25 protein-coding genes, 1 tRNA gene and 1 pseudogene are annotated in these 21,531 nt (G+C 67.3%); 17 read left to right on the plus strand and 10 right to left on the minus strand.

The window, feature by feature from the left end; genetic code table 11:
- Positions 1-81: 81 nt before the first annotated feature.
- The 3 genes from QE363_RS03245 to plsY are packed head-to-tail and all read right to left on the minus strand — an operon-like array spanning position 82 to position 2,262.
- A complete protein-coding gene (locus tag QE363_RS03245) occupies positions 82-588 on the minus strand; it encodes a GNAT family N-acetyltransferase (protein WP_309691796.1) in 507 nt (168 codons plus the stop codon).
- A complete protein-coding gene (gene dprA, locus QE363_RS03250; RefSeq protein WP_309691798.1) occupies positions 585-1,664 on the minus strand; it encodes a DNA-processing protein DprA in 1,080 nt (359 codons plus the stop codon). The genes QE363_RS03245 and dprA overlap by 4 nt, the downstream gene beginning before the upstream one ends.
- Complete coding sequence (gene plsY / locus QE363_RS03255; RefSeq protein ID WP_309691801.1) at positions 1,657-2,262, minus strand: glycerol-3-phosphate 1-O-acyltransferase PlsY; 606 nt, start codon at positions 2,260-2,262, stop codon at positions 1,657-1,659. The genes dprA and plsY overlap by 8 nt, the downstream gene beginning before the upstream one ends.
- A 105-nt stretch (positions 2,263-2,367) precedes the next feature.
- On the opposite strand from plsY, the gene murI reads away from it, so the two are divergent.
- Both murI and hemA read left to right on the plus strand, forming a co-directional pair.
- On the plus strand, positions 2,368-3,165 hold the full coding sequence (murI, locus tag QE363_RS03260; protein ID WP_309691804.1) for a glutamate racemase: 798 nt from the start codon (positions 2,368-2,370) through the stop codon (positions 3,163-3,165).
- Between the two features lie 147 nt (positions 3,166-3,312).
- Positions 3,313-4,554, plus strand: a complete 1,242-nt coding sequence (hemA, locus tag QE363_RS03265; RefSeq protein ID WP_309691807.1) for a 5-aminolevulinate synthase — start codon at positions 3,313-3,315, stop codon at positions 4,552-4,554.
- Positions 4,555-4,832: 278 nt separating this feature from the next.
- Here the strand turns inward: hemA and QE363_RS03270 are convergent.
- Together QE363_RS03270 and QE363_RS03275 are read right to left on the minus strand one after the other, a co-directional pair.
- Positions 4,833-5,590, minus strand: a protein-coding gene (locus QE363_RS03270) for an IS5 family transposase (protein WP_309691809.1) whose coding sequence is annotated in 2 segments (ribosomal slippage) — positions 4,833-5,272 and positions 5,272-5,590 — 759 coding nt in all. Because the reading frame shifts where the segments join, the coding sequence is not laid out codon by codon here.
- A gap of 323 nt (positions 5,591-5,913) precedes the next feature.
- The gene (locus tag QE363_RS03275; protein ID WP_309691810.1) at positions 5,914-6,360 is read right to left on the minus strand and encodes a hypothetical protein; all 447 of its coding nucleotides are present in this window, start codon (positions 6,358-6,360) and stop codon (positions 5,914-5,916) included.
- A gap of 118 nt (positions 6,361-6,478) precedes the next feature.
- On the opposite strand from QE363_RS03275, the gene rpiB reads away from it, so the two are divergent.
- The 5 genes and pseudogenes from rpiB to QE363_RS03305 all read left to right on the plus strand — a co-directional run bounded on the left by rpiB (position 6,479) and on the right by QE363_RS03305 (position 10,140).
- Positions 6,479-6,922 carry a ribose 5-phosphate isomerase B gene (gene rpiB, locus QE363_RS03280; protein WP_309691813.1) on the plus strand — a complete coding sequence of 148 codons (444 nt, stop codon included), beginning with the start codon at positions 6,479-6,481 and terminating at the stop codon, positions 6,920-6,922.
- A 19-nt stretch (positions 6,923-6,941) separates the two neighbouring features.
- Positions 6,942-8,240 (plus strand): serine hydroxymethyltransferase, encoded by a 1,299-nt coding sequence (glyA, locus tag QE363_RS03285; protein ID WP_309691815.1) that lies wholly within the window; start codon positions 6,942-6,944, stop codon positions 8,238-8,240.
- A 12-nt stretch (positions 8,241-8,252) separates the two neighbouring features.
- Positions 8,253-8,444: a hypothetical protein gene (locus QE363_RS03290; RefSeq protein WP_309691817.1), complete on the plus strand. Its 192-nt coding sequence runs from the start codon at positions 8,253-8,255 to the stop codon at positions 8,442-8,444.
- Positions 8,445-8,912 carry a transcriptional regulator NrdR gene (gene nrdR, locus QE363_RS03295; RefSeq protein ID WP_307102340.1) on the plus strand — a complete coding sequence of 156 codons (468 nt, stop codon included), beginning with the start codon at positions 8,445-8,447 and terminating at the stop codon, positions 8,910-8,912. It abuts the gene before it with no gap.
- 179 nt (positions 8,913-9,091) lie between these two features.
- Positions 9,092-10,140: pseudogene (locus tag QE363_RS03305) on the plus strand (TrmH family RNA methyltransferase).
- A 134-nt stretch (positions 10,141-10,274) separates the two neighbouring features.
- Here the strand turns inward: QE363_RS03305 and QE363_RS03310 are convergent.
- On the minus strand, positions 10,275-10,583 hold the full coding sequence (locus QE363_RS03310; RefSeq protein WP_309691827.1) for a chorismate mutase: 309 nt from the start codon (positions 10,581-10,583) through the stop codon (positions 10,275-10,277).
- A 102-nt stretch (positions 10,584-10,685) separates the two neighbouring features.
- On the opposite strand from QE363_RS03310, the gene QE363_RS03315 reads away from it, so the two are divergent.
- The 7 genes from QE363_RS03315 to aguB all read left to right on the plus strand — a co-directional run bounded on the left by QE363_RS03315 (position 10,686) and on the right by aguB (position 16,949).
- Positions 10,686-10,910, plus strand: a complete 225-nt coding sequence (locus QE363_RS03315; protein WP_307102349.1) for a hypothetical protein — start codon at positions 10,686-10,688, stop codon at positions 10,908-10,910.
- 160 nt (positions 10,911-11,070) lie between these two features.
- On the plus strand, positions 11,071-11,685 hold the full coding sequence (gene rpsD, locus QE363_RS03320) for a 30S ribosomal protein S4 (protein ID WP_183950038.1): 615 nt from the start codon (positions 11,071-11,073) through the stop codon (positions 11,683-11,685).
- A 154-nt stretch (positions 11,686-11,839) separates the two neighbouring features.
- Complete coding sequence (locus QE363_RS03325; RefSeq protein WP_309691832.1) at positions 11,840-12,175, plus strand: hypothetical protein; 336 nt, start codon at positions 11,840-11,842, stop codon at positions 12,173-12,175.
- Between the two features lie 124 nt (positions 12,176-12,299).
- Entirely contained in the window at positions 12,300-13,931 is a 1,632-nt protein-coding gene (locus QE363_RS03330) for a M28 family peptidase (protein ID WP_309691836.1), read from the plus strand.
- Between the two features lie 11 nt (positions 13,932-13,942).
- Entirely contained in the window at positions 13,943-14,914 is a 972-nt protein-coding gene (locus QE363_RS03335) for an agmatine deiminase family protein (protein ID WP_309698077.1), read from the plus strand.
- 144 nt (positions 14,915-15,058) lie between these two features.
- A complete protein-coding gene (locus QE363_RS03340; protein ID WP_309691839.1) occupies positions 15,059-16,081 on the plus strand; it encodes a hypothetical protein in 1,023 nt (340 codons plus the stop codon).
- A 19-nt stretch (positions 16,082-16,100) separates the two neighbouring features.
- Positions 16,101-16,949, plus strand: a complete 849-nt coding sequence (aguB, locus tag QE363_RS03345) for an N-carbamoylputrescine amidase (RefSeq protein ID WP_307102357.1) — start codon at positions 16,101-16,103, stop codon at positions 16,947-16,949.
- A 40-nt stretch (positions 16,950-16,989) separates the two neighbouring features.
- Here aguB and QE363_RS03350 read toward each other — a convergent pair whose 3' ends face one another.
- Positions 16,990-17,664: a uracil-DNA glycosylase gene (locus QE363_RS03350; RefSeq protein WP_309698078.1), complete on the minus strand. Its 675-nt coding sequence runs from the start codon at positions 17,662-17,664 to the stop codon at positions 16,990-16,992.
- Between the two features lie 22 nt (positions 17,665-17,686).
- On the opposite strand from QE363_RS03350, the gene folK reads away from it, so the two are divergent.
- The 3 genes from folK (at position 17,687) to QE363_RS03365 (ending at position 18,775) form a co-directional block, all read left to right on the plus strand.
- Complete coding sequence (folK, locus tag QE363_RS03355; protein ID WP_309691843.1) at positions 17,687-18,163, plus strand: 2-amino-4-hydroxy-6-hydroxymethyldihydropteridine diphosphokinase; 477 nt, start codon at positions 17,687-17,689, stop codon at positions 18,161-18,163.
- Between the two features lie 20 nt (positions 18,164-18,183).
- Positions 18,184-18,259 (plus strand) — tRNA-Lys (locus tag QE363_RS03360).
- A gap of 207 nt (positions 18,260-18,466) precedes the next feature.
- The gene (locus tag QE363_RS03365; RefSeq protein ID WP_309691845.1) at positions 18,467-18,775 is read left to right on the plus strand and encodes a CHC2 zinc finger domain-containing protein; all 309 of its coding nucleotides are present in this window, start codon (positions 18,467-18,469) and stop codon (positions 18,773-18,775) included.
- Positions 18,776-18,877: 102 nt separating this feature from the next.
- Here QE363_RS03365 and QE363_RS03370 read toward each other — a convergent pair whose 3' ends face one another.
- The 3 genes from QE363_RS03370 to QE363_RS03380 all read right to left on the minus strand — a co-directional run bounded on the left by QE363_RS03370 (position 18,878) and on the right by QE363_RS03380 (position 21,529).
- On the minus strand, positions 18,878-19,657 hold the full coding sequence (locus QE363_RS03370) for a hypothetical protein (RefSeq protein WP_309691847.1): 780 nt from the start codon (positions 19,655-19,657) through the stop codon (positions 18,878-18,880).
- Positions 19,654-20,466: a hypothetical protein gene (locus tag QE363_RS03375; protein WP_309691849.1), complete on the minus strand. Its 813-nt coding sequence runs from the start codon at positions 20,464-20,466 to the stop codon at positions 19,654-19,656. Before QE363_RS03375 ends, QE363_RS03370 begins: the two co-directional genes overlap by 4 nt.
- Before the next feature lie 181 nt (positions 20,467-20,647).
- Entirely contained in the window at positions 20,648-21,529 is an 882-nt protein-coding gene (locus tag QE363_RS03380) for a 3'-5' exonuclease (RefSeq protein ID WP_309691852.1), read from the minus strand.
- Between the last annotated feature and the right edge of the window lie 2 nt (positions 21,530-21,531).

Genomic DNA, 21,531 nt, shown 5'->3' on the forward strand with positions numbered 1-21,531 from the left:
CGAGGATGGGGAGGGGGCGGGGGGCCGTCAAGCGGGGTTGGGTCGTTGGCGGTGGAGGTTCGGGCGGGTGCGGGTGCCCTGTTAACGCTCTCGGACGAAACGCAGCGCCTCCCCCCGATAGGTCGGCCGGTCGTGCAAAGCATAGCCCAGCCGCTCCGCCAGGCGGATCGAGCCGAGATTGGCGGGCGATATGATGCACTGGGTCGCGGCGGGCGCATGATGCTGCTCCATCCAGCGATGCGCGGCGGTCGCGGCCTCGAACGCATAGCCCTTGCCATGCGCGGCGCTGGTGAAGACCCAGGCCGCTTCCGGTGGAGAGGGTGAAAGTCTCGGCACCACCTCGCGGCGGAAATCCATGAAGCCGGTCTCCCCGATATATTGCCCGGTGGCCCGGTCGAGCACTGCGAACATCCCATGGCCGAACACCGACCAATAGCCGATGAAGCGGAACAGCCGCATCCATGCTTCTTCACCCGACATCGGCGGACCGGCATGACGGACCACGACGGGATCGGCGACCATCGCGGCATAGGCGTCGAAATCCGCCACCTCATAGGGACGAAGGGTCAGGCGTTCGGTCTGGATCATGCCAGCGCCACCCGCCCGCCCGCATGGCGCTCCAGCCGTCCGGCCAGTTCCAGTTCCAGCAGGATCGTCTGGACGATGGCGGGCGGGCGGCCGCTCTGGCGGATGAGTTCGTCCACGCTCACCGCCACCGGGCCGAGCAGGTCGCCAATCCGCCGCCGGTCGGCATCGCTCGCCTCCTGCGGCGGCGGCGGGGTGTAGGCGCTATCGGGTGCGCGGACCATGCGCGGGTCGATGGGGCGGATCTGTTCCAATATGTCCCCCGCCGACTGGATCAGCGTCGCACCCTCGCGGATCAGCATGTTGCAGCCTTGCGCGCGCGGGTCTGCCGGATGGCCGGGCACCGCCATCACCTCGCGCCCCGCCTCGCCCGCCAGCCGCGCGGTGATGAGCGAGCCCGAACGCGGCGCGGCCTCGACGACCACGGTCCCTTGCGCGAGTCCTGCGATGATCCGGTTGCGCGAGGGGAAGTGGCGGGCCAGCGGCTGGGTGCCCGGCGGCTGTTCGGCGATCAGCAGGCCGCGCGTCGCCACCTCTTCCTGCAACCGGGCATTTTCGGGGGGAAAGGCGATGTCGATGCCGCTGGCGATGACGCCGATCGTGCCGCCCCCCAGCGCGCCCAGATGCGCCGCGGTGTCGATCCCCCGCGCCAGGCCCGAGGTGACGGGTACATGCTGCGCCGCCAGATCCTGTGCCAGCCCGCGCGCGAAGCGGCAGGACGCGGCCGAGGCATTGCGCGCGCCGACCAGCGCCACCCCGCCGCGATGCGCCAACCCGATGTCGCCGCGCACGATCAGCGCGGGCGGCGCGGTGTCGAGCTCGGCGAGCAGCGGCGGATATTCGGCCTCGCCCAGCAGGACATGCCGCGCGCCGAGCCGTGCGACCGCCTCGATCTCGCGGGCGATCAGCGCGGGATCGGGGATGCGCGGGCCATCGCCGCCGCCGCGCCGGGCGAGCATCGGCACCGCGTCCAGCGCCGCCTCCGCCGCGCCGAAGCGCGCCATCAATTGTCGCCAGGTGACGGGACCGATGCCATGCGTCCGCAGCAGCCGGAGCTGCGCGAACCGGGCGTCAGCCACGCGTCTTGCCGATGCGCGGCTCGGTACCCGCCAGCAGCCGTTCGATGTTCGGCCCGTGCTTCCACACGACGATCAGCGCGAGCGCGATCAGCAGCAGGACCAGGTCGAACCGGCCTAGTACGGCGGCGGCCAGCGGCGCGCTGATCGCCGCGATCATCCCCGCCACCGCCGAGATGCGGATGGTGGCGAGCAGGCCTAGCCAAACCACCGCATAGACCAGGCCCAGCGGCCAGTAGAGCGCGGTGACGACGCCCATCAGCGTGGCGACGCCCTTGCCGCCGCGAAACTTCAGCCAGACGGGATAGCAATGGCCGACGAACGCCGCCGCCGCCGCCAGCACCTCCTGGCCGGGCAGCCAGTGGCGGACCAGCAGCACGGCGGCGACCCCCTTCAACATGTCGAGGATCAGCGTCGCGGCGGCCAGCCCCTTGCGGCCGGTGCGCAACACGTTGGTCGCGCCGATATTGCCCGATCCGATGCTGCGCAGATCGCCCGCGCCCGCCATCCGGGTCAGGATGATGCCGAAGGGAATCGACCCCAGCAGATAGCCGATCAGCAAGGCCCAGCTCGGCGGTCCCCAGATGATGTCGGTCGGCAATGGTCTTCCCCCGGTTCTCCGGGACAGACATAGAACAGCGATCCCGGCCTGTCCAATCGCGGCCCGCTCTGGCCTCGGCGTCGGGGGGCGCTTAAAGACGGCGGGATGAGCGATGCGCGTCCCATCCTGTTCTTCGATTCCGGCGTCGGCGGACTGTCGATCGCGGGGCCCGCGCGCGCCCTGCTGCCGACCGCCCCCTTCGTCTATGTCGCGGACAGCGCGGGCTTTCCCTATGGCGAAAAGACCGAGGCGGAGATTGCTGGGCGGGTGCCCGCCCTGCTGGGGCGGCTGGCGGAGCGGTATCGGCCAAGGCTGATCGTCATCGCGTGCAACACCGCCTCGACCATCGCGCTGCCCGCGGTCCGCGCCGCGCTGGACGTGGCCGTGGTGGGCACCGTGCCCGCGATCAAGCCGGCGGCGGCGATGAGCGAGACGCGGGTGATCGGCGTGCTCGGCACGCGCGCGACGGTGCGACAGGCCTATGTCGACGATCTGGCGGCGCGGTTCGCGGGCGATTGCCGGGTGATCCGGCACGGCTCGGCCGAACTGGTCGAACTGGCCGAGGCCCGGCTGCGCGGCGAGACGCCGTCGTCCGAATCCTTCGCGGCGGTGCTGGACGGGCTGTTCGGGCAGCCGGGGGGCGAGGCGATCGACGTGATCGTCAACGCCTGCACCCATTTCCCGCTGGTCGAGGCCGAACTGACGGCGGCGGCGCCGCGTCCGGTGCGCTTCGTCGACGGCGGGCCGGGAATCGCGCGGCGAATCGCGTTTCTGACCCAGGGGCAGGACTGGCCCGACTCGGCGGGAGAGGGGGTGGCGGTGTTCACGCATCTGGGCGAGCGCGAGGCCGCCCTGCGACCGGGGCTGGCGGCGCGCGGCTTTTCGCGGATCGAGACGCTATAGCATCGCTCGCCCCGCCCGAACGGGGCTTGCGAGCCATCCGCATCGGGAACCGTGGGGACGCTGGGACAATATGTCCACCATGATCGATCACAGTCATCGCGGTTATCGACTCGCATCGCCCGCCGCATCGTCCTACATTCCCAACCCATGAGCATGGACGGTACGGACGTGCGCGTGGATTATTCCCGCGTCTTCACCCAGGCGATCGACCGCCTGCACGCCGAGGGACGTTACCGCGTCTTCATCGACATTCTGCGCAACAAGGGCATGTTCCCCAATGCGCGCTGCTTTGCCGGTCATAACGGACCCAAGCCGATCACGGTCTGGTGCTCCAACGACTATCTGGCGATGGGACAGCATCCCAAGGTCATCGCCGCGATGGAGGAGGCGCTGCACGATGTCGGCGCGGGCTCGGGTGGCACGCGAAATATCGGCGGCAACACCCATTATCATGTCGATCTGGAAGGCGAACTCGCCGACCTGCACGGCAAGGAAGCCGCGCTGCTGTTCACCAGCGGCTATGTCTCCAACGAGGCGACGCTGGCGACGCTCGCCAAGATCCTGCCCGGTTGCGTGATCTTCTCCGACGAACTCAACCACGCCTCGATGATCGCGGGCATCCGCAATTCGGGGTGCGAGAAGCAGGTCTTCCGCCACAACGACCTGGCGCATCTCGAGGAACTGCTGGCGGCGGCCGATCCGGGCGTGCCCAAGTTGATCGCGTTCGAGAGCGTCTATTCGATGGAGGGCGATGTCGCCCCGATCGCGGCGATCTGTGATCTCGCCGACAAGTATAATGCGCTGACCTATCTGGACGAGGTCCATGCGGTCGGCATGTACGGCGCGCGCGGCGGCGGCATTTCGGAGCGGGACGGGGTCGCGCACCGGCTGACCGTGATCGAGGGGACGCTGGGCAAGGCGTTCGGCGTGATGGGCGGCTATATCGCGGCCGACCGGATGATCGTCGACGTGATCCGCTCGTACGCGCCGGGTTTCATCTTCACCACCTCGCTGTCGCCGGTGCTGGTCGCGGGCGTGCTGGCGAGCGTCCGCCACCTGAAGCAGAGCGCGGTCGAGCGCGAGGGCCAGCAGGCCGCCGCCGCCCGGCTGAAGGCGATGATGCGCGATGCGGGACTGCCCGTGATGCTGGGCGAGACGCATATCGTGCCGGTGATGGTCGGCGACCCGGTCAAGGCCAAGAAGATCAGCGACATCCTGCTCGCCGAATATGGCATGTACGTCCAGCCGATCAATTATCCGACCGTCCCGCGCGGCACCGAACGCCTGCGCTTCACGCCGGGCCCGGCGCATGACGAGGCGATGATGGCGGAACTGGTGTCGGCCCTGGTCGAGATTTGGGAACGGCTCGAACTGAAGATGGCGGCCTAGGGGCGATCACCATTCAGCGATGCCTTTCCATCCCTCGCCCCTCGCAGAGGGGAGAGGGTTGCGCAGACTTGGCCTTTGCGAGAGCAAAGGCTTAGTCGGAGCTGGGTGAGGGGTGGGCGCTCGCTCTGCGAGCGCGCGAGCCTTTAGGCTCACTCAACCCCTCACCCAAGCTGCGCTAGCCAGCAGGCTGGCAAGCTTCGCTAACCCTCTCCCCTGCCCAGGGGAGAGGGAAAAAGACGCAATACTGAATGGCGATCCGGCCTAGGTTCTGTCTGCATTTATCGTATCCAGATCATGGCGCATGCGAGATGGACGAATCCCATGAAGGCGGAGATCGTCTTCTCGCAGCGCAGGGCGATACGGCGGAAGCGTTTGAGTTTGTTGAAGAAGCACTCGATCTGGTGGCGCTCTTTGTAGAGCCGCCAGTCGATTGCCGGCTTTCGGGTCCGGCTGGGATTAGCCTTGATCTGCGCCGTTGCGCCGAGATCATCGGCAATGAAAATGCGCAGCGGATCGGCATCGTAGGCAGCATCGGCGATGACATGACCAACGCCACGCAGGCCTTTCAGCAGATCCAGCGCCTGGGGAGCGTCGCCACGTTGCCCCGGCGTCGGGTGAATACGGATCGGCAGTCCGATGGCGTCGACGGCCGCGTGTAGCTTGGTCGTCAGTCCGCCACGCGAACGGCCAATCGCGGCAGCGTCAGCCCCCCTTTTGCGCCACTTGCATCGGCATGGACCTTCGAGATCGTGCTGTCGATCAGGACATATTCGAAGTCCGGCGTGTCGGCCATCGCATGGAACAGCTTTTCCCAAACGCCAGCGTGCGACCAACGGCGGAACCGCGCATGGACCCCGCTCCATTTGCCGAACGCCTCCGGCAGATCACGCCAGCGTGCTGCATTGCCCGCCATCCACAAAATGGCATCCACGAACAGCCGATTATCGACCCCGCTGCGCCCACGCAGTCCATCTCGCCCAGGAAGATGTTCCGCAATCCGCTCCCATTGCTCGTCCGTCAGCGTGCGTCTGCTCATGATCTGGCTCCTTTGCCAACCTTGAATCAGAACTTACCAACAATGGGAATCCTCAAATGCAGACAGGGCCTAAGCCCTCTCCATCATTCCATGTTCCCCGGCGAAGGCCGGGGCCCAGTTGCTGCAATGGCAATGGTATACAGGGCGATGGGTGGGAGGCATGCGGCAAGGCTTCGCTTGGGCCTCCCACGCTTGGCCAGTCCGCTCCATTGAGGTCGTGGCAACTGGGCCCCGGCCTTCGCCGGGGAACAGGGGGCGATAGGGCTGTCGGATGCCGGAATTTCGCGGGGAGGCCCGTCCGTGATCGACGGCTCGGCCCCGCTTTACGTCTTGCAATAGCCTTCGCCCGTCTTGACCGTCAGGCACTCGGTCTTTCCCGCCAGATATTTCAGCCCGGTCGCATCGCCACCCGTCGGGCGCAGCGTCTCGCGCACGCCGTTGCGTTCGAAGACGATGGTGTCGCCCACCGCATCGCCCAGGAACTCGCCCCGGTGGTCGAGGTCCCACTGCATCTCCAGACGATAGCGGCCGGGCGTTGCGGCATGCTTCACGTTCAGGACCATGCCCTCCACTCCGATCCAGCGGCCGACATAATCCGGTGCCTTCTTCTTGGGCACGCCGTTGAAGGTCGCGCCGTCGCCCGCCGGGCCCGCCGTCGCGGCCGCCTGGGGGCCGCTGGCCGGGGCGGCGTCGTTGGTCACCGAGTCGGGCGCCTCGCGCGAGCAGGCGGAGAGGGTGGCGAGGGCGGCGAGGATCAGGATACGCGTCATGCCGCGCAGAACCCCTGGCCATGGCGCACGTTCCGTTGCGCGAAGGGGTAGCCATCCGCCCCGTGCGCGCGTAAAGGCGCGCTCATTCCATTCCTACCCCGTCAGGAGCGCCCGTCCCATGCGCATCGCGATCGCATCCGATCATGCCGCCGTCTCGTTGAAGACCGTGCTGGCGGACTGGCTGCGCGAACAGGGGCATGAGGTGTTCGACCTGGGCACCGACGGCACGGCGAGCGTCGATTATCCCGATTTCGGCCATGCGGTGGCCGAGGCCCTGGCCGATGGTCGCGCCGAGCGCGGCGTGGCGCTGTGCGGCTCCGGCATCGGCATCTCGATCGCCGCCAACCGCCATCCCGCCTGCCGCTGCGCGCTCGTCTCCGAGCCGCTGTCCGCCGCGCTCGCCCGCCAGCATAACGACGCCAACGCCATCGCCATGGGCGCGCGCGTCATCGGCGAGGAAATGGCCAAGGCCTGCCTGACCGCCTTCCTGTCCACCCCGTTCGAGGGCGGACGTCATCAGCGCCGCGTCGACATGCTGTCCGCCGCATCCGCCCAGAATTGAACGCCCAAGGATATCCGCAATGAGCACGCTTAACGACGTCCAGCCCGCCGGCTTCTTCACCCGCACCCTGGCCGATGCCGACCCCGCCGTCTTCGCCGGTGTGTCGCACGAGCTGGAGCGCGAGCAGACCCAGATCGAGCTGATCGCCAGCGAGAACATCGTCTCCAAGGCGGTGATGGAAGCGCAAGGCTCGGTCTTCACCAACAAATATGCCGAGGGCTATCCGGGCAAGCGCTATTATCAGGGCTGCGCGCCGTCGGACGAGGTCGAGCAGCTGGCGATCGACCGCGCCAAGCAGATTTTCGGCTGCGACTTCGTCAACGTGCAGCCGCATTCGGGCGCGCAGGCGAACGGCGCGGTGATGCTGGCGCTGGCCAAGCCCGGCGACACGATCATGGGCCTGTCGCTCGATGCCGGCGGGCACCTGACGCACGGCGCCAAGGCGGCGCTGTCGGGCAAGTGGTTCAACGCGGTCCAGTATGGCGTCGCCCCCGAGACGCACCTGATCGACTATGACGAGGTCGCCCGCATCGCGCGCGAGTGCCAGCCCAAGATCATCATCGCGGGCGGATCGGCCTATCCCCGCGTCATCGACTTCGCCAAGTTCCGCGCGATCGCGGACGAGGTCGGCGCGTATTTCATGGTCGACATGGCGCACTTTGCGGGCATCGTCGCGGGCGGTCTGCACCCGACCCCGTTCGGCCATGCGCATGTCGTGACCACCACCACGCACAAGACGCTGCGGGGCCCTCGCGGCGGCATGATCATGACCAATGACGAGGCGATCGCCAAGAAGATCAACTCGGCGGTCTTCCCGGGCCTTCAGGGCGGCCCGCTGATGCACGTCATCGCCGCCAAGGCGGTCGCGTTCGGCGAGGCGCTCCAGCCCGAGTTCAAGACCTATATCGCGGCGGTGGTCGAGAATGCCCGCACGCTGGCGGCGACGCTGAAGGCGCGCGGCGCGAACCTGGTCGCGGGCGGCACCGACACGCATCTGGCGCTGGTCGACCTGACCCCGCTGGGCATCACCGGCCGCGACGCCGACGAGGCGCTGGAGCGCGCGGGCATCACCTGCAACAAGAATGGCATCCCCAACGATCCGCTGCCCCCGATGAAGACCAGCGGCATTCGTGTCGGCTCGCCCGCGGGCACCACGCGCGGTTTCGGCCCGGCGGAGTTCGAGCAGATCGGCCATATGGTCGCCGACGTGCTCGACGGTCTGAAGGCCAAGGGCGAGCATGGGGACCCCGAGGTCGAGGCGAACGTTCGTGCCCGTGTGCGTGAGCTTTGCGCACGCTTTCCGATCTATCAGGGATAAGGACGTAAACGCATGGCCAAGTTCGACGAGAAGTTTTCCGAGGTGCAGAACGACATCAAGTCGACCCCCGGCCTCGGCAAGAGCATGGCGAAATGGGGCGCGCTCGGCGCCGTGGTCGCGATCCCGGTGCCGTTCGTCGGTCCGGTCCTCGGCGCGGCGGCGGGTGCCGGTTACGCCTATTTCAAGGCCAAGAAGAAGATCTGAATGCGCTGCCCCTTTTGCGGCCATGAAGACAGTCAGGTAAAGGACAGCCGCCCCACCGAAGATGGGGCGGCGATCCGCCGCCGCCGCCAGTGCGAAGGCTGTGGCGCGCGCTTCACCACGTTCGAGCGCATCCAGTTGCGCGAGCTGACCGTGATGAAGAGCGAAGAGCGGCGCGAGCCGTTCGACCGCGAAAAGCTGCTCCGCTCGATCGCCATCGCGACCCGCAAGCGCCCGATCGACCCGGTGCGGGTGGAAAAGCTGGTGTCCGGCATCCAGCGCCAGTTGGAAACCAGCGGCGAGGGCGAGGTATCGTCCAAGCGGATCGGCGAGATGGTGATGGAAGGGCTGAAACGCCTGGATTCGGTGGCCTATATCCGCTTCGCCAGCGTGTATCGCGAGTTCGGCGAGGCCAAGGATTTCGAGGCTTTTGCGGGGACTGTGGAAGAGGTGGCGCCGAAGGGGGAGTGAGGTTCGGGGCGTGGGCTTCGACTTCGCTCAGCCTGAACGGCCGTTTTGCCAAGCCCAATTGCACCTCTCCCCAACCCCCACACTCCGTTCAGGCTGAGCGAAGTCGAAGCCCAAGGGAATCCCTTGCCCCAAGCCGCCGTCGCGATAGCATCAGGCGATCGGCAAATGGGAACCGGGCCATGGCCTTCTACTGCTACATCCTCCGCTGCTCCGACGGCAGCTTCTACACCGGCCACACCGAAAACCTCGAACACCGCATCGCCCAACACCAATCCGGCGAAATCCCCTGCTACACCCAAACCCGCCGCCCGGTGGAATTGGCTTGGTCGCAGGACTTCCCCACCCGTCACGAGGCCCTCACCGCCGAGCACCAGATCAAGGGCTGGTCCCGCACCAAGAAGGCCGCGTTAATCGCATCGGACTGGACGGCGCTGAAAGAAGCCGCGATACCGCGCGCGGAACGTGCCCTTCGACTTCGCTCAGGGCGAACGGAAGAGTGAACGTGAACAAATCCCAGCCCCCCGTCATCGTCCTGGTCCGCCCGCAGCTGGGCGAGAATATCGGCAAGGCCGCGCGCGCCATGCTCAATTTCGGGCTGGTGGAGATGCGCCTCGTCACCCCGCGCGACGGCTGGCCCAATCCGCAGGCGGGGCCCGCCGCCTCGGGCGCGGACAGCGTGCTGGAACAGGCCAAGGTCTATGAGAGCGTCGCCGATGCGGTCGCCGACTGTGCGCAGGTCTATGCCACCACCGTACGCAAGCGCGGCGTGACCAAGCCGGTCGTGACCCCGGAAGAGGCGGCGCGCGAAATCCATGCCGACACGACCGGCCGGGCGGCCTTCCTTTTCGGGCCCGAGCGATCGGGGCTGGAGACCGACGACGTGGCGATCGCGCGCAAGATCGTCACCGTGCCGATCAACCCCGAATTCGGCAGCCTGAACCTGGCGCAGGCGGTGATCCTGATCGCCTATGAATGGTCGAAGGGCGTCGAACTGGCCCAGCCGCCCGAGGTCGAACTGCCCGAGGTCGCGCCGCAATTCGAGCTGGACGGCATGATCGGCCAGCTCGACGAGATGCTGGACGGCGCGGGCTATTTCTTCCCGCCCGACCGGACGCCCGCCACCAAGCGGACGCTGCGCACCCTGCTGACCAAGCCCGGCTGGTCGAGCCAGGAAATCCGCACCCTGCGCGGCGTGCTGTCGACGCTGGCCCGCCCGCGCGAGCGGTAAAGACCGCACGTCCAAACTCCGTTCAGCCTGAGCGTAGTCGAAGGCCACGCCGTGATCTCCGCCACGGGGGCCGCTTGGCGGGGGATGGCCCTTGGCCTTCGACTACGCTCAGGCCTAACGGAGATGGGGTCGTCTTACCCCCGCGTCCGGTCGAAGGTCGCCAGTTCATAGGCGATCGACCCTTCGACCAGAACGTCCCACATCTCGGCGATCACGGCGTCGGGCAGGCCCAGCCGTTCGGCCTCGGCCCGCGCCTGTTCGATCACCTGGGTCTTGCGATCCTCGTCGCGCACGCGGTCGCGGCTCGGCTTGATCCGCGCGGCGGCGTCCATATAGGCGAAGCGGCGCGCAAGCAGCGCCACCAGCTCGCGGTCGAGCTGGTCGACGCCCGCGCGAACCTCCGCCATGGTGGTGCAATCGGGTCCGGCGAGAATCTGGGTCATGGCCAAGCTCTGCCGGGCGGCGTTCGCGCTGTCCAGTCCGGCTTGCGGGTCGGGGCTGGCGCGGGATAGGCTGCGGCTTCGTTCCAATTGGGAGATAGGACGATGCTGACCACCTTGCTGCTGCTCGCGCTTTCCGGCCAACAGGCCGAACCCACCCCCGCGCCGGTGAAGGAAAAGAAGATCTGCCGCGCGCAGGAAACCACCGGCTCGCGCCTCGCCAGCAAGCGGATCTGCAAGACCCAGGCGGAATGGGACGAGATCGCCGCCAATGCCCGCAACGATGTGGAAAGCACCGCCGGACGGCTGAGCACCGCCAACGGTCGCTGATCCGCCGCTTCGCTTGACTCCGGGGTGCGTCTCGGTTAGGCGCGCCCCTTCGCAATTGCCCCCGCATCCCGGTGAAGCGGTGGGCCTGCGCTTGTCCCCATAAAGGCTTGCATGGTGCGATACCGGGACCAACGTCGTTCGTAATTGCCAAGGATTTAAGATGTCGAAGCGTCAGAGCGCGAAGTACAAGCTCGATCGCCGTATGGGCGAGAACATCTGGGGCCGCCCCAAGAGCCCCGTCAACAAGCGTGAATATGGCCCCGGCCAGCACGGTCAGCGTCGCAAGGGCAAGATGTCGGACTTCGGTCTGCAGCTCCGCGCCAAGCAGAAGCTGAAGGGCTACTATGGCGACGTGACCGAGAAGCAGTTCAAGGCCTGCTACCAGGAAGCCGCCCGCATGAAGGGCGACACCTCGCAGAACCTGATCGGCCTGCTCGAGCAGCGTCTGGACATGATCGTGTACCGCGCCAAGTTCGCGCCGACGATCTTCGCCGCGCGCCAGCTGGTCAGCCACGGCCACATCCGCGTCAACGGCGTGAAGTGCAACGTCGCGTCGCGTCGCTGCTTCGTCGGCGACGAGATCTCGCTGGGTTCGAAGGCGACCGAAATGGCGCTGGTCATGGAAGCGCAGCAGCTCGCCGAGCGTGAAGTGCCCGATTACGTCACCGCCGACGGCAACACCAAGGTCGCGCTGACCCGCATCCCGACCCTGGACGAGGTGCCCTATCCGGTGAAGATGGAGCCGAACCTGGTCGTCGAATTCTATTCGCGCTAAGTTTTCGGGTCTTACCGAATGCGAAGAGGCGGTCCTTCGGGGCCGCCTTTTTTCGTTTCGGCGTCGCTTGCCGGATGCCGAAGGGCCGCCCATACTCCGCCCATACAAGGAGAGGGGTGCGATGCGACCGGGTTTTGTTGCCATCGGTGCATGGATGATCGCGACGGCCGCCACGGCCCAGACCGCCGAGCAGGGCCAATATGCCGGACAGCTCCGCGCGATATTTACCGCCGTCGCCGGCGGCACCTGCCCGGCCGACCTGATGGCGGATGGCTTGCTCAAGGCGTGTCAGGACCAACTCCCCCGGATGGCGCCGGACCTGAAGGCGGCGGGGCCCGTCAAGACGATCACCTTCGTGCAGGCCGAACAGATAAGCGGCGAACGCTATGAGCAATATCGGGTGATCTTCACCAACGGCGCGCCGTCCAAGTGGACGATCGGCGGGCTGCGGAATGGCAAGTTCCAGTCGGTCTATTCGCTGGGGGACTGACGTGTCTCCTTGGCCCGGAACGGCGTTTCCGGAGCTGACGCTGGAGTGAAGGCAAACGCCGGCATGCTTGCCCTCGGCGACGCCGCCCGGCACAACCTCCCCAAACACAAGGGGAAAGCACATCATGCGTCGTCTGGTCCTATTGTCCCTCCTGCTCTCGGGCACCGCCATCGCGCAGGAACGGCCCGCCATTTCGGTCGACACGCTCAAGACCGTGACGCAGGTCCTGTCCTCCGACGAATATGAAGGCCGCGCGCCGACCACGCCCGCGGAGGACAAGACGGTCGCCTATATCATCGACCGTTTCCAGAAGGCCGGTCTGAAGCCCGGTAACAAGGGCAGCTGGACCCAGGACGTGCCGATGGTCGAGATCACCGCGACCGACGTCCAGCCCTTCACGGTGGCGGGCAAGGGGCAGCCCATTTCGCTGGCCTACCGCACCGACATGGTGGCGGGGACCTATCGCGTCACGCCCCGGATCGACGTGAAGGACAGCGAGATGGTCTTTGTCGGCTATGGCATCACCGCGCCCGAAAAGGGCTGGGACGATTATGCCGGGGTCGATGTGCGCGGCAAGACGGTGGTCATCCTGATCAACGATGCCGACTGGCAGACCATGGGGCGCGAAGGGCCGTTCGAGGGCCGTGCGATGACCTGGTATGGTCGCTGGCCCTATAAGTTCGAGAATGCCGCCAAGCACGGCGCCGCCGCCGCGCTGATCGTGCACCAGACCGAACCTGCCGCTTACCCCTGGGCGGTGGTCCAGTCCTCCTGGACCGGGCCGCAGCTGGAGCTGGACGAGGCGGGGGATCATAGGGACCAGAGCCAGGTCATCGGCTGGATCCAGCAGCCCGTGGCCGAGCGCATCCTGAAGGCGGCGGGCAAGGACCTCGCCAGTTTGACCAGGGCGGCGCAGACCAAGGGGTTCAAGGCGGTGCCGCTGGGCCTGACCCTGTCGGGCGGCTTCGCCAACACGATCCGGCGCCAGGCATCCAAGAACGTGATCGGCGTCCTGCCCGGCACCACGGAGCCGGGCGATTACGTCCTCTATTCGGCGCATTGGGACCATCTGGGCCGCTGCGACGCGGTGGACGGCGACGATATCTGCAACGGCGCGCTCGACAATGCCACGGGCATCGCCGGGCTGGTCGCGCTGGCCGAGGCGCAAGCAAAGGCGGGGCCTGCCAAGCGCTCGATCGCATTCCTGGCGGTGACGGCGGAGGAAAGCGGGCTGCTCGGCTCGGGCTATTATGCGCAGCATCCGGTGTTCCCGCTGGCGCGGACCGTGGGGGGCGTGAACATGGACGGGCTGAACGTGACAGGCCGCTCGAAGGACTTCGTGCTGGTCGGCAAGGGCAAGTCCGAGATCGAAGATCTGGCCAAGGGCTTTGTCGGCCGGCAGGGCCGCTATATCGGCGAGGAAGCCAATCCCGAGCGCGGCAGCTATTACCGCTCCGACCATTTCTCCTTCGCCAAGCTGGGCGTGCCGATGCTCGACGGCGGGTCGGGGCAGGACAAGGTGATGGGCGGTATCGCCGCGGGCAAGAAGGCGACCGAGGATTATGTCGCCAACCGCTATCACAAGCCGGCCGACGAATATGATCCCCGCTGGGATTGGTCGGGCGCGGTCGAGGATTTGACGGTCTATTATCAATTGGGCAGGACGCTGGCCGACCGGCCGGGCCTGTGGCCCAACTGGTATCCCACCGCCGAATTTCGCGCCATTCGCGATCAAAGCAGGAAGAACGTCCAGTGACCACGCAGACCGTGACCACGCCCCCACCGCCCGAATGGGCCCCGCATGACGCCGTGTGGATCGGCTTTCCCAGCCATCCCGAGCTGTGGCAGGAGGATCTGGAGCCTGCGCGCGAGGAGGTGCTGGCCTTTGCCCGCGCCGTCCATGCCGATGGCCGGGGCGAGCGGGTGATCCTGGTCGCCGCCGATGGCGAGGCGGCCGACGCCGCGCGGGCCATGGCGGGCGATGCGGCGGAGGTGATCGTCCAGCCCTTCGGCGATATCTGGCTGCGCGACACCGGCCCGATCGTCATCGGCGACGGATCGGCGCGGCTGTTCCAGTTCAACGGCTGGGGCGGCAAATACGACCTGCCCGGCGACGATACGGTCGGCGCGCGGCTGGCCGAGGATCGCGGTATCGCGGCGACGGCGTGCGACTGGGTGCTGGAAGGCGGCGCGATCGATGGCGACGGCACCGGGCTGGTCATCACCACGCGCCAGTGCCTGCTCAACCCCAATCGCAACCCCGAGCTGAGCGAGGCGGCGATCGCCGACCGGCTGGCGCGCGACCTGGGGCTGACGCGGATCGTCTGGCTGGGCGACGGCCTGCTCAACGACCATACCGACGGCCATGTCGACAATCTGGCGCGCTTCGTCGGCCCGAACCGGGTCGCCATGCCCGAGGCGGCCGAGAACGACCCCAACTGGCAGGTCTATGCCGCCGCCAGGCGGACCGCCGAGGCGGCGGGGCTGGAGGTCGTGACCATCCCGTCGCCCGGCCGTGTGCTGCGCGACGAAGAGGTGGTGCCCGCCAGCTATATGAACTTCTATATCGGCAATGCGGCGGTCGTCGTGCCGGTCTATGGCAGCGAGAATGACGATGCGGGCGTCGCGGCGATCCAGGCGATCTTCCCCGACCATCAGGTCGTCGGCCTGCGCGCCGACGCGATCCTGACCGGCGGCGGCAGCTTCCACTGCATCTCGCAGCAGATCCCGGCGCGCTGATCCGAATCGCTGCCGACAAAGGGCCCGCGCTTCCGGAGGGGAGCGCGGGCTTTTTTGCTGTGTAACGCTTCCAGCGGAGGGGGATCGGGGATGCGGCCCCTCGCATAAGGTGCTACTCCTCGCATGATAGAAGGGGGATGCGCCATGATGATCGCCCGCTCGACTGCCACGCCCGATCGTTCCGTCTGGTCGGCCATCATCCCTCCCCTCGTCATCATGGCGGCGGCGGCCCTGCTCCGCCTGCCGATCGCGCTGGCCCATCCCCATGCGGCGGCATTGCTGTTCCTGTGGATCGCTTCCGACGCGATGATGCTCGGCCTGATCGCCCGCCATCGCCGTCCCGGCTGGCGCGCGGGCATTGCTGCCATGGCGATGGCGGGCTCGGCGGTCCTTTCCCTGTCGCCGGTGCCGATCCGCGCCGCCCTGGTCGACATGCCCTGGGCGCTGGCGGTGCCGGTGGTCGCGATCGGCCTTCATGGCGGCTGGGGCCTGTGGCGCGTGGCGGAGCGGGTGCGACATTGGGATGCGCGTGATCCCGATCGCTGGGGCGCATTGCTTGGCGAAATTCTACCCCCGCCACTCGCGCGCTTCGCCATGGCCGAGGCGAGGCTGCTGCATCTGGCCCTGTTTCGCTGGAACGGCGCTCCCGACGTGCCGCCGGGGACGATCGGCTTTGCCTATCACCGCTATCTCCAGCCGATGATGATCGCGCTGCTGCTGCTATCCTGCATCGAGATCGGGGTCACGCACCTGCTCATCGCGCATTGGAACCGGACGCTGGCGTGGATGCTGTTCGCGATCAGCGACGTGTCGCTTCTCTATCTGGTCGGCCTCATCAAGTCGCTTCGGCTGGCACCTGTGTTGCTGACCCGGACGGGGGTGCGGATTCGCGCCGGAATTCTGATCGACCGGATAATCCCCTATGAAGCGATCGCCGAAGTCACGGCGAATCCCGATGGAGAGACGGTGCGGGCGCCGGGCAACTGGAACGTGGCGTTGCTCGCCTGGCCCAACCTGATGCTCCGGCTCGAAACGCCGCTGCCGCCCCGTTCGCCCTGGCATGGCGCGCCGGTTCAAGCGATCGCCTTGCGGCTCGACGAGCCCGGTCGCTTCCTCGACGAATTGCGCGCCCGGCTGGTCACTCGGCGGGTGACGGGCCGGTCCTGAGCCATTAAAGGGCGTGGCCATGACCCAGATCACCGTCGCCGCGCTGCAACTGGCCTTCACCGCCGATATCGACCGCAACATCGCAGAGGTGTCGCGCCTCGTCCGCGAGGCGGCGGCCCAGGGGGCGCAGGTGATCCTGCCGCCCGAATTGTTCGAGGGCGAATATTTCTGCCGCGTCGAGGACGAGGGGCTGTTCGCCAACGCCAAGCCGACCGCCGAGCACAAGGCGGTGCGCGCGATGCAGGCGCTGGCCTCCGAGCTGAAGGTCCATATCCCGACCAGCTTCTTCGAGGCGGATGGCCCGCATCACTATAATTCGCTGGCGATGATCAATCCCGACGGGCAGGTCGCGGGCGTCTATCGCAAGAGCCATATCCCGGACGGTCCGGGCTATGAGGAGAAATTCTATTTTCGCCCCGGCAATACCGGGTTCAAGGTGTGGGACGGCCCCGCGACCAAGCTGGGCGTCGGCATCTGCTGGGACCAATGGTATCCCGAGACGGCGCGCGCGATGATGCTGATGGGCGCCGAAATCCTGTTCTATCCCACCGCGATCGGCAGCGAGCCGCATGACGACAGCCTCGACACCGCCCGGCTGTGGCGGCGCGCGATGGTCGGCCATGCGGTGTCCAACGTCGTGCCGATCGTCGCGGCCAACCGGGTCGGCTGCGAGCATGGCCAGACCTTCTACGGCACCAGCTTCATCTGCGACGAGCGCGGCGACATCCTGGCCGAGCTGGACCGCGAGGAAGAGGGCGTGATCGTCGCCACGCTCGACATCGACCGGGTGAAGCGTCACCGCGCGGCGTTCGGCTTCTTCCGCGACCGCCGTCCCGAGCTGTACGGGCGGCTGGTCCAGGATATCTGACGTCTTGTTCCTCCCCAGGCGCGCTTGGGGAGGAGTAGGATCATCCCCGCAAGGCCAGCGCCCGTTCGAACACCGCCTCGAACATGGCGGGGGTCAGTCGCCCGGTATTCTGGTTGTAGCGCGAGCAGTGATAGCTATCGAGCACCACCGGCCCGCCACCGGGCAGGCGGTGCTCGGCCAGATGCGCGAACCGCGCCTTGGGCAGGCGTCCGCCCAGCGCCTTGATGACCGATCGGTGCGCGATCTCGCCCAGTGCGATCACGACCGACAGCCGGGGCAGCGCGGCGAGTTCCTGCTCCAGGAAGGTGCGGCAGGTGCGGATTTCGTCGGGCGTCGGCTTGTTCTCGGGCGGCAGGCACTTGACCGCGTTCAGGATCACCGCGCCGTTCAGCGTCAGGCCGTCATCGACCCGCGCGTCGAAATTCCCCTCGGCCAGCCCGAACCGGGCGAGCGTGCCATAGAGCAGCGGCCCGGCGCCATCGCCGGTAAAGGGGCGGCCGGTGCGATGCGCGCCATGCTTGCCGGGGGCCAGGCCGACGATCGCCAGCCAGGGATCGGCATCGCCGAAGGGCGGCACGGGGCCGTTCCACCAGCCGGGATATTCGGCGGCGACCGCGTGGCGGACTTCGACCAGGCGGGGGCATAGCGGGCAGTCATGGGGCGGCTGGACGGGCACGAGCGGCGCGGGGATGGCGGGAAAGGATGCATCGGACATCGCGCTCGGGTAGTCGTCGGGCATGACGACGACAAGCTATGCCATCGCGCTGGGTTCCAACCGTCCGGGGCGGCATGGCTCCCCGCGCGCCGAGATCCGCGCGGCGCTGGCCGAGCTGGGCGATGTCCGCGCGGTGTCGCCGATCATCGTCACCGCGCCGGTCGGCCCGTCGATCCGGGCCTTCGCCAATGCCGCCGCGCTGGTCGACAGCCCGCTCGATCCGCCCGCGATGCTGGCGCGGCTGAAGGCGATCGAACGCGCCTTCGGGCGGCGGCGCGGGCAGCGCTGGGGGGCGCGGGTGATCGACCTCGACATCGTCCTGTGGTCGGGCGGGGCCTGGCGGTCGCCGGGGCTGGTCGTCCCGCACATCGCCTATGCCGCGCGCGCCTTCGTGCTGCACCCGCTGGCCGCCATCGCCGCGGACTGGCGCGATCCGCGCGACGGCCGCCGGGTGAGACATTTGCGACATGGTGTTGACCGCAGGCGTCCGCGCCCCTAGGTCGCTTCCACCCCGATGGAGGGTCCGTAGCTCAGTTGGTAGAGCAAGCGACTTTTAATCGAGAGGTCCCGGGTTCGAGTCCCGGCGGACCCACCACGGGGTGTTTCAAGCACTGTGGCGCGCTTACTTTGTCAGAGCGCGGCGCTCTAATGACATAGAAGGCCAGGGATTAGTCCCCAGTGAGGGGGCGCCCGCACTGCTTCGGTCTTCGGTGGCAGATCGGTGAGTGTCGCACAGCTGTTCGATCACGCGACTCAGATTCTCTCCGGTTGACTGAGACCGGCGATCGACGATGATGCCGCCATGTCCAACCTTGCTGAGCTCCGAGCATTGGCCCAAGCGCAAAGCCCCTTGATGCCATTGGTGGCGGAAACGGTCGAGCTGCAGGCGACACAGTCGGGGCAGCGAGGGGCATGCCCTTTCCACCCGGATGCGACCCGTGGCCTCTACGTTCACAACGGCCGCTTTCACTGTTTTTCATGCGGTGCCAACGGCGACGTGATCGACTGGTGGATGCGGCTCCACGGAGTCGACGAGGCGACCGCGACAGCACATCTCGCTCGAGGCGTTCCCGGCGACAGCATCGATGAACATGGCAAAAAGCCTTGCTGACCGGACAGGTTGACCGGTCAGCAAGGCTGCGGATGACGGAACGATATTCTTGGTGTGCCACCTAGCGCGTCAACGCTTCTGCGCCGGCTGGCACAAGCTCGCCTAGGTCTGCGGTGACCTGGACGCTACGACCTGCCCGAGCAGGTGCTGCGTGAATGCGCCGCCGCCCCGACCATAGGCCATGCGCCCCCAGGCATCCCAATTATCGACCCTGGCCGCGATCCAGGCAAACAGGTCGTCGCGCACGATCAGGTCATCGAAGGCCAGGGACCAGGTCACCCGCCTAACCGGCATCCTGGCGGGGCTTCCGTTCGCCATCGAGGTCAGCGTGATCGCATGCGACTGCCCCACCGTCTCGCGCGCGAAGACGTGACGCCGCAACCCGACCGCGTGCTCGAAATCCTGCAGCGTCTGCTCCTGGTCCCAATCGGACGGATCGCGCGATGCCGCGACCACCGCCGCCATGACGTCCGCGATGGGCAGATCCTCCCACTCCGGGTCGCGGGTCGCGATCAGCATCATGAGGACCGACCGACCCTCGGGACTCAGATCGTCCGTCAACCCCCGCTGCAGCAGACCGACGGTACAGAGCCAGCACATGTAGAAGGTCAAGAAGATGAGGTTGCCGCGGAATAGATCGAACCGCCGCTCGCTTTCACCACGATCCGCCATATCGAAGGACAGAAGGACCCGGAGCAGGAATTCGAGCTGCTCCCGTACGGCATGCGTGTCGGGGAAGCCCAGCTCGCCCCGCCAGAAGGCATCGCGCACTGACTGCCACTTGCGGCCATCCTCGTCCTCGAAATGAGGGCCGTTGGCCCGCAGCCACCAGCCCCAGGGCAGATCGCCCGGTCGGTGCCGCTCCCTAGCCGTCGCCATCATCCTGCCCTCGGCTCAAGACCGATGGGCGGAAGCGGCGACCCTTCGCGCGGCGGGACTGGAAGACCGTCGCGGATCGCGGCGAGCTGCGCCGCGAGGTTGCGAATCTCGTGCACGACATATCCGTCGTCACGGTATCTGGCCTCGATCCCGGCGCCCATGAGGCTCTGGCGATCGCCCACGTATTTCGGCACGACGTCGAAGACGTGGTTGCAGTCGAAGCCGAACCACCACTGTCCCTGGCCGGCTCGATGATCGCTCGCATGCTGCAGCGGCACTTCGCCGATGACGACGTGGCAGATGCGGCGGTATTCGGTGATCAGGCGTCGGCGCGGATTGGGGCCATCGTCGCAGATGCGCGAGTAGGTCAGGCCGCCATGCACCTCGATCCCGAGGCTCGCCGGCACCGCGTCATGGTCCCAGCCGAAGAGCGGATGGGTGGACGACACTCCGACGAAGCCGCGCAGGAAGCCTTCCGGATGCTCGCGCATCATGATGCACTCCAGGCCCGTCGCCTCGTCGATCCACGAGACCTTGTCGGCCTCGCCGAGCCATGGACCGTGAGCGCGCGGCATTCCCTGCTTGGCATAAAAAATGTCTGCTGCCGGAACCACGCCGTCGCTCGTCGCATAGCCGCGGCCGGTGATGCGGACCACGCCCTCCTGACTGACGAATTCGCCACCCGCACCGAGCACTTTGCCCAGTTCGACGCCCGGCCCGACCGCATCCGCCAGTACACCGTCCCCGACCTTCGCGAGCGACAGCGGCTTCTGTACCGCGACGGCCGTCGACCTCGTCTTCTTCGTGGCCATGACTTTCACCTTTCCTGCTGTGGTTCGATCAATCATCTGGTCGAGGGGCAGCGCCGCCCTTCGGCGCTTGCGCCTATCGGGTCGTCCCTGGCCGCCCGCCCACAGCGCCTGCGCAGCCTGCGGCCGATCCCTCGCTGACGGTCGAGATGAAGCGCGCGCCTACCGGCACTGACGAAGACGCTCACAGGAAGCGGTCCGCGGCCGTGACCATCTCGAAGCGAGGCGCCATGGCTCTGGCACCGCACCCCGCGGCATAGACGGTCGTCGCCAGCCAGAATTCCTCTGCCATGCGCGCGTCATCCGCGATCTCGGTCCACCACGCCCGGCGGTCCGGATCCCATCGATAGCCCCGCGCCTTCAGCACGTCCTTGGCGTCGAAGCTGGCCCCGTCGGCGTACACCATCCAGCTGGGCGCCCTCATGCGGCCGAGCAGTTCCGCGAGCACGGTCGTGCCATCGTCGGCGCGGTGACGGAGCAGCTGCACGAGGGCGTCGACGTCCGCAGTCGCCCGATGAGGTCGGAAGAAGTGTCCCGCCTGCTGGAGCAGATAGCCGAGGTTCCGGCCGTCGAAGCCCCGGCTGCGCCAGTCGACTTGACTGAAGGAGCAGGCCCAATCGAGTCCGCGTGCGCCCTGCAGACGCCGCTCGACATAGGGGCGGTCGTATGCGGCGTGGTGCGCCACGATGCACGATGCCGAGCGGAGCAGACGCGTCGCCTCAGCCTCGTCGATCCGCTGACCGGCGACGTCCTCATTGGTCAGCCCGGTGATCGCGGTCGTCTCCGGCGTCAGCGGGTAACCCGGATCCTCCGTCCACGAATAGATGGGGCCGATGTCGGTGATGACACCATCCGCATCAAAGCGAAACGGGCGGATCGCCAGTTCGATGATCGTGCCCAAGTGGACGACGGTGCCCGTCGTCTCGACATCGATCGCGACGCCGATGGTGGCGTCAAGATCGTCCCCGTCGCCGGTGGGACCTTCGCGCACGTCGAGCCTGTGCAGGACGCGCGTCTTCTCGTCGCCACCCGCGTTGACGCGGCCGGCCGATGCCTGCTTTTCCATGT

It is taken from the genome of Sphingomonas sp. SORGH_AS_0870, from assembly GCF_031453175.1.
In the GTDB taxonomy this organism is placed as follows: domain Bacteria; phylum Pseudomonadota; class Alphaproteobacteria; order Sphingomonadales; family Sphingomonadaceae; genus Sphingomonas.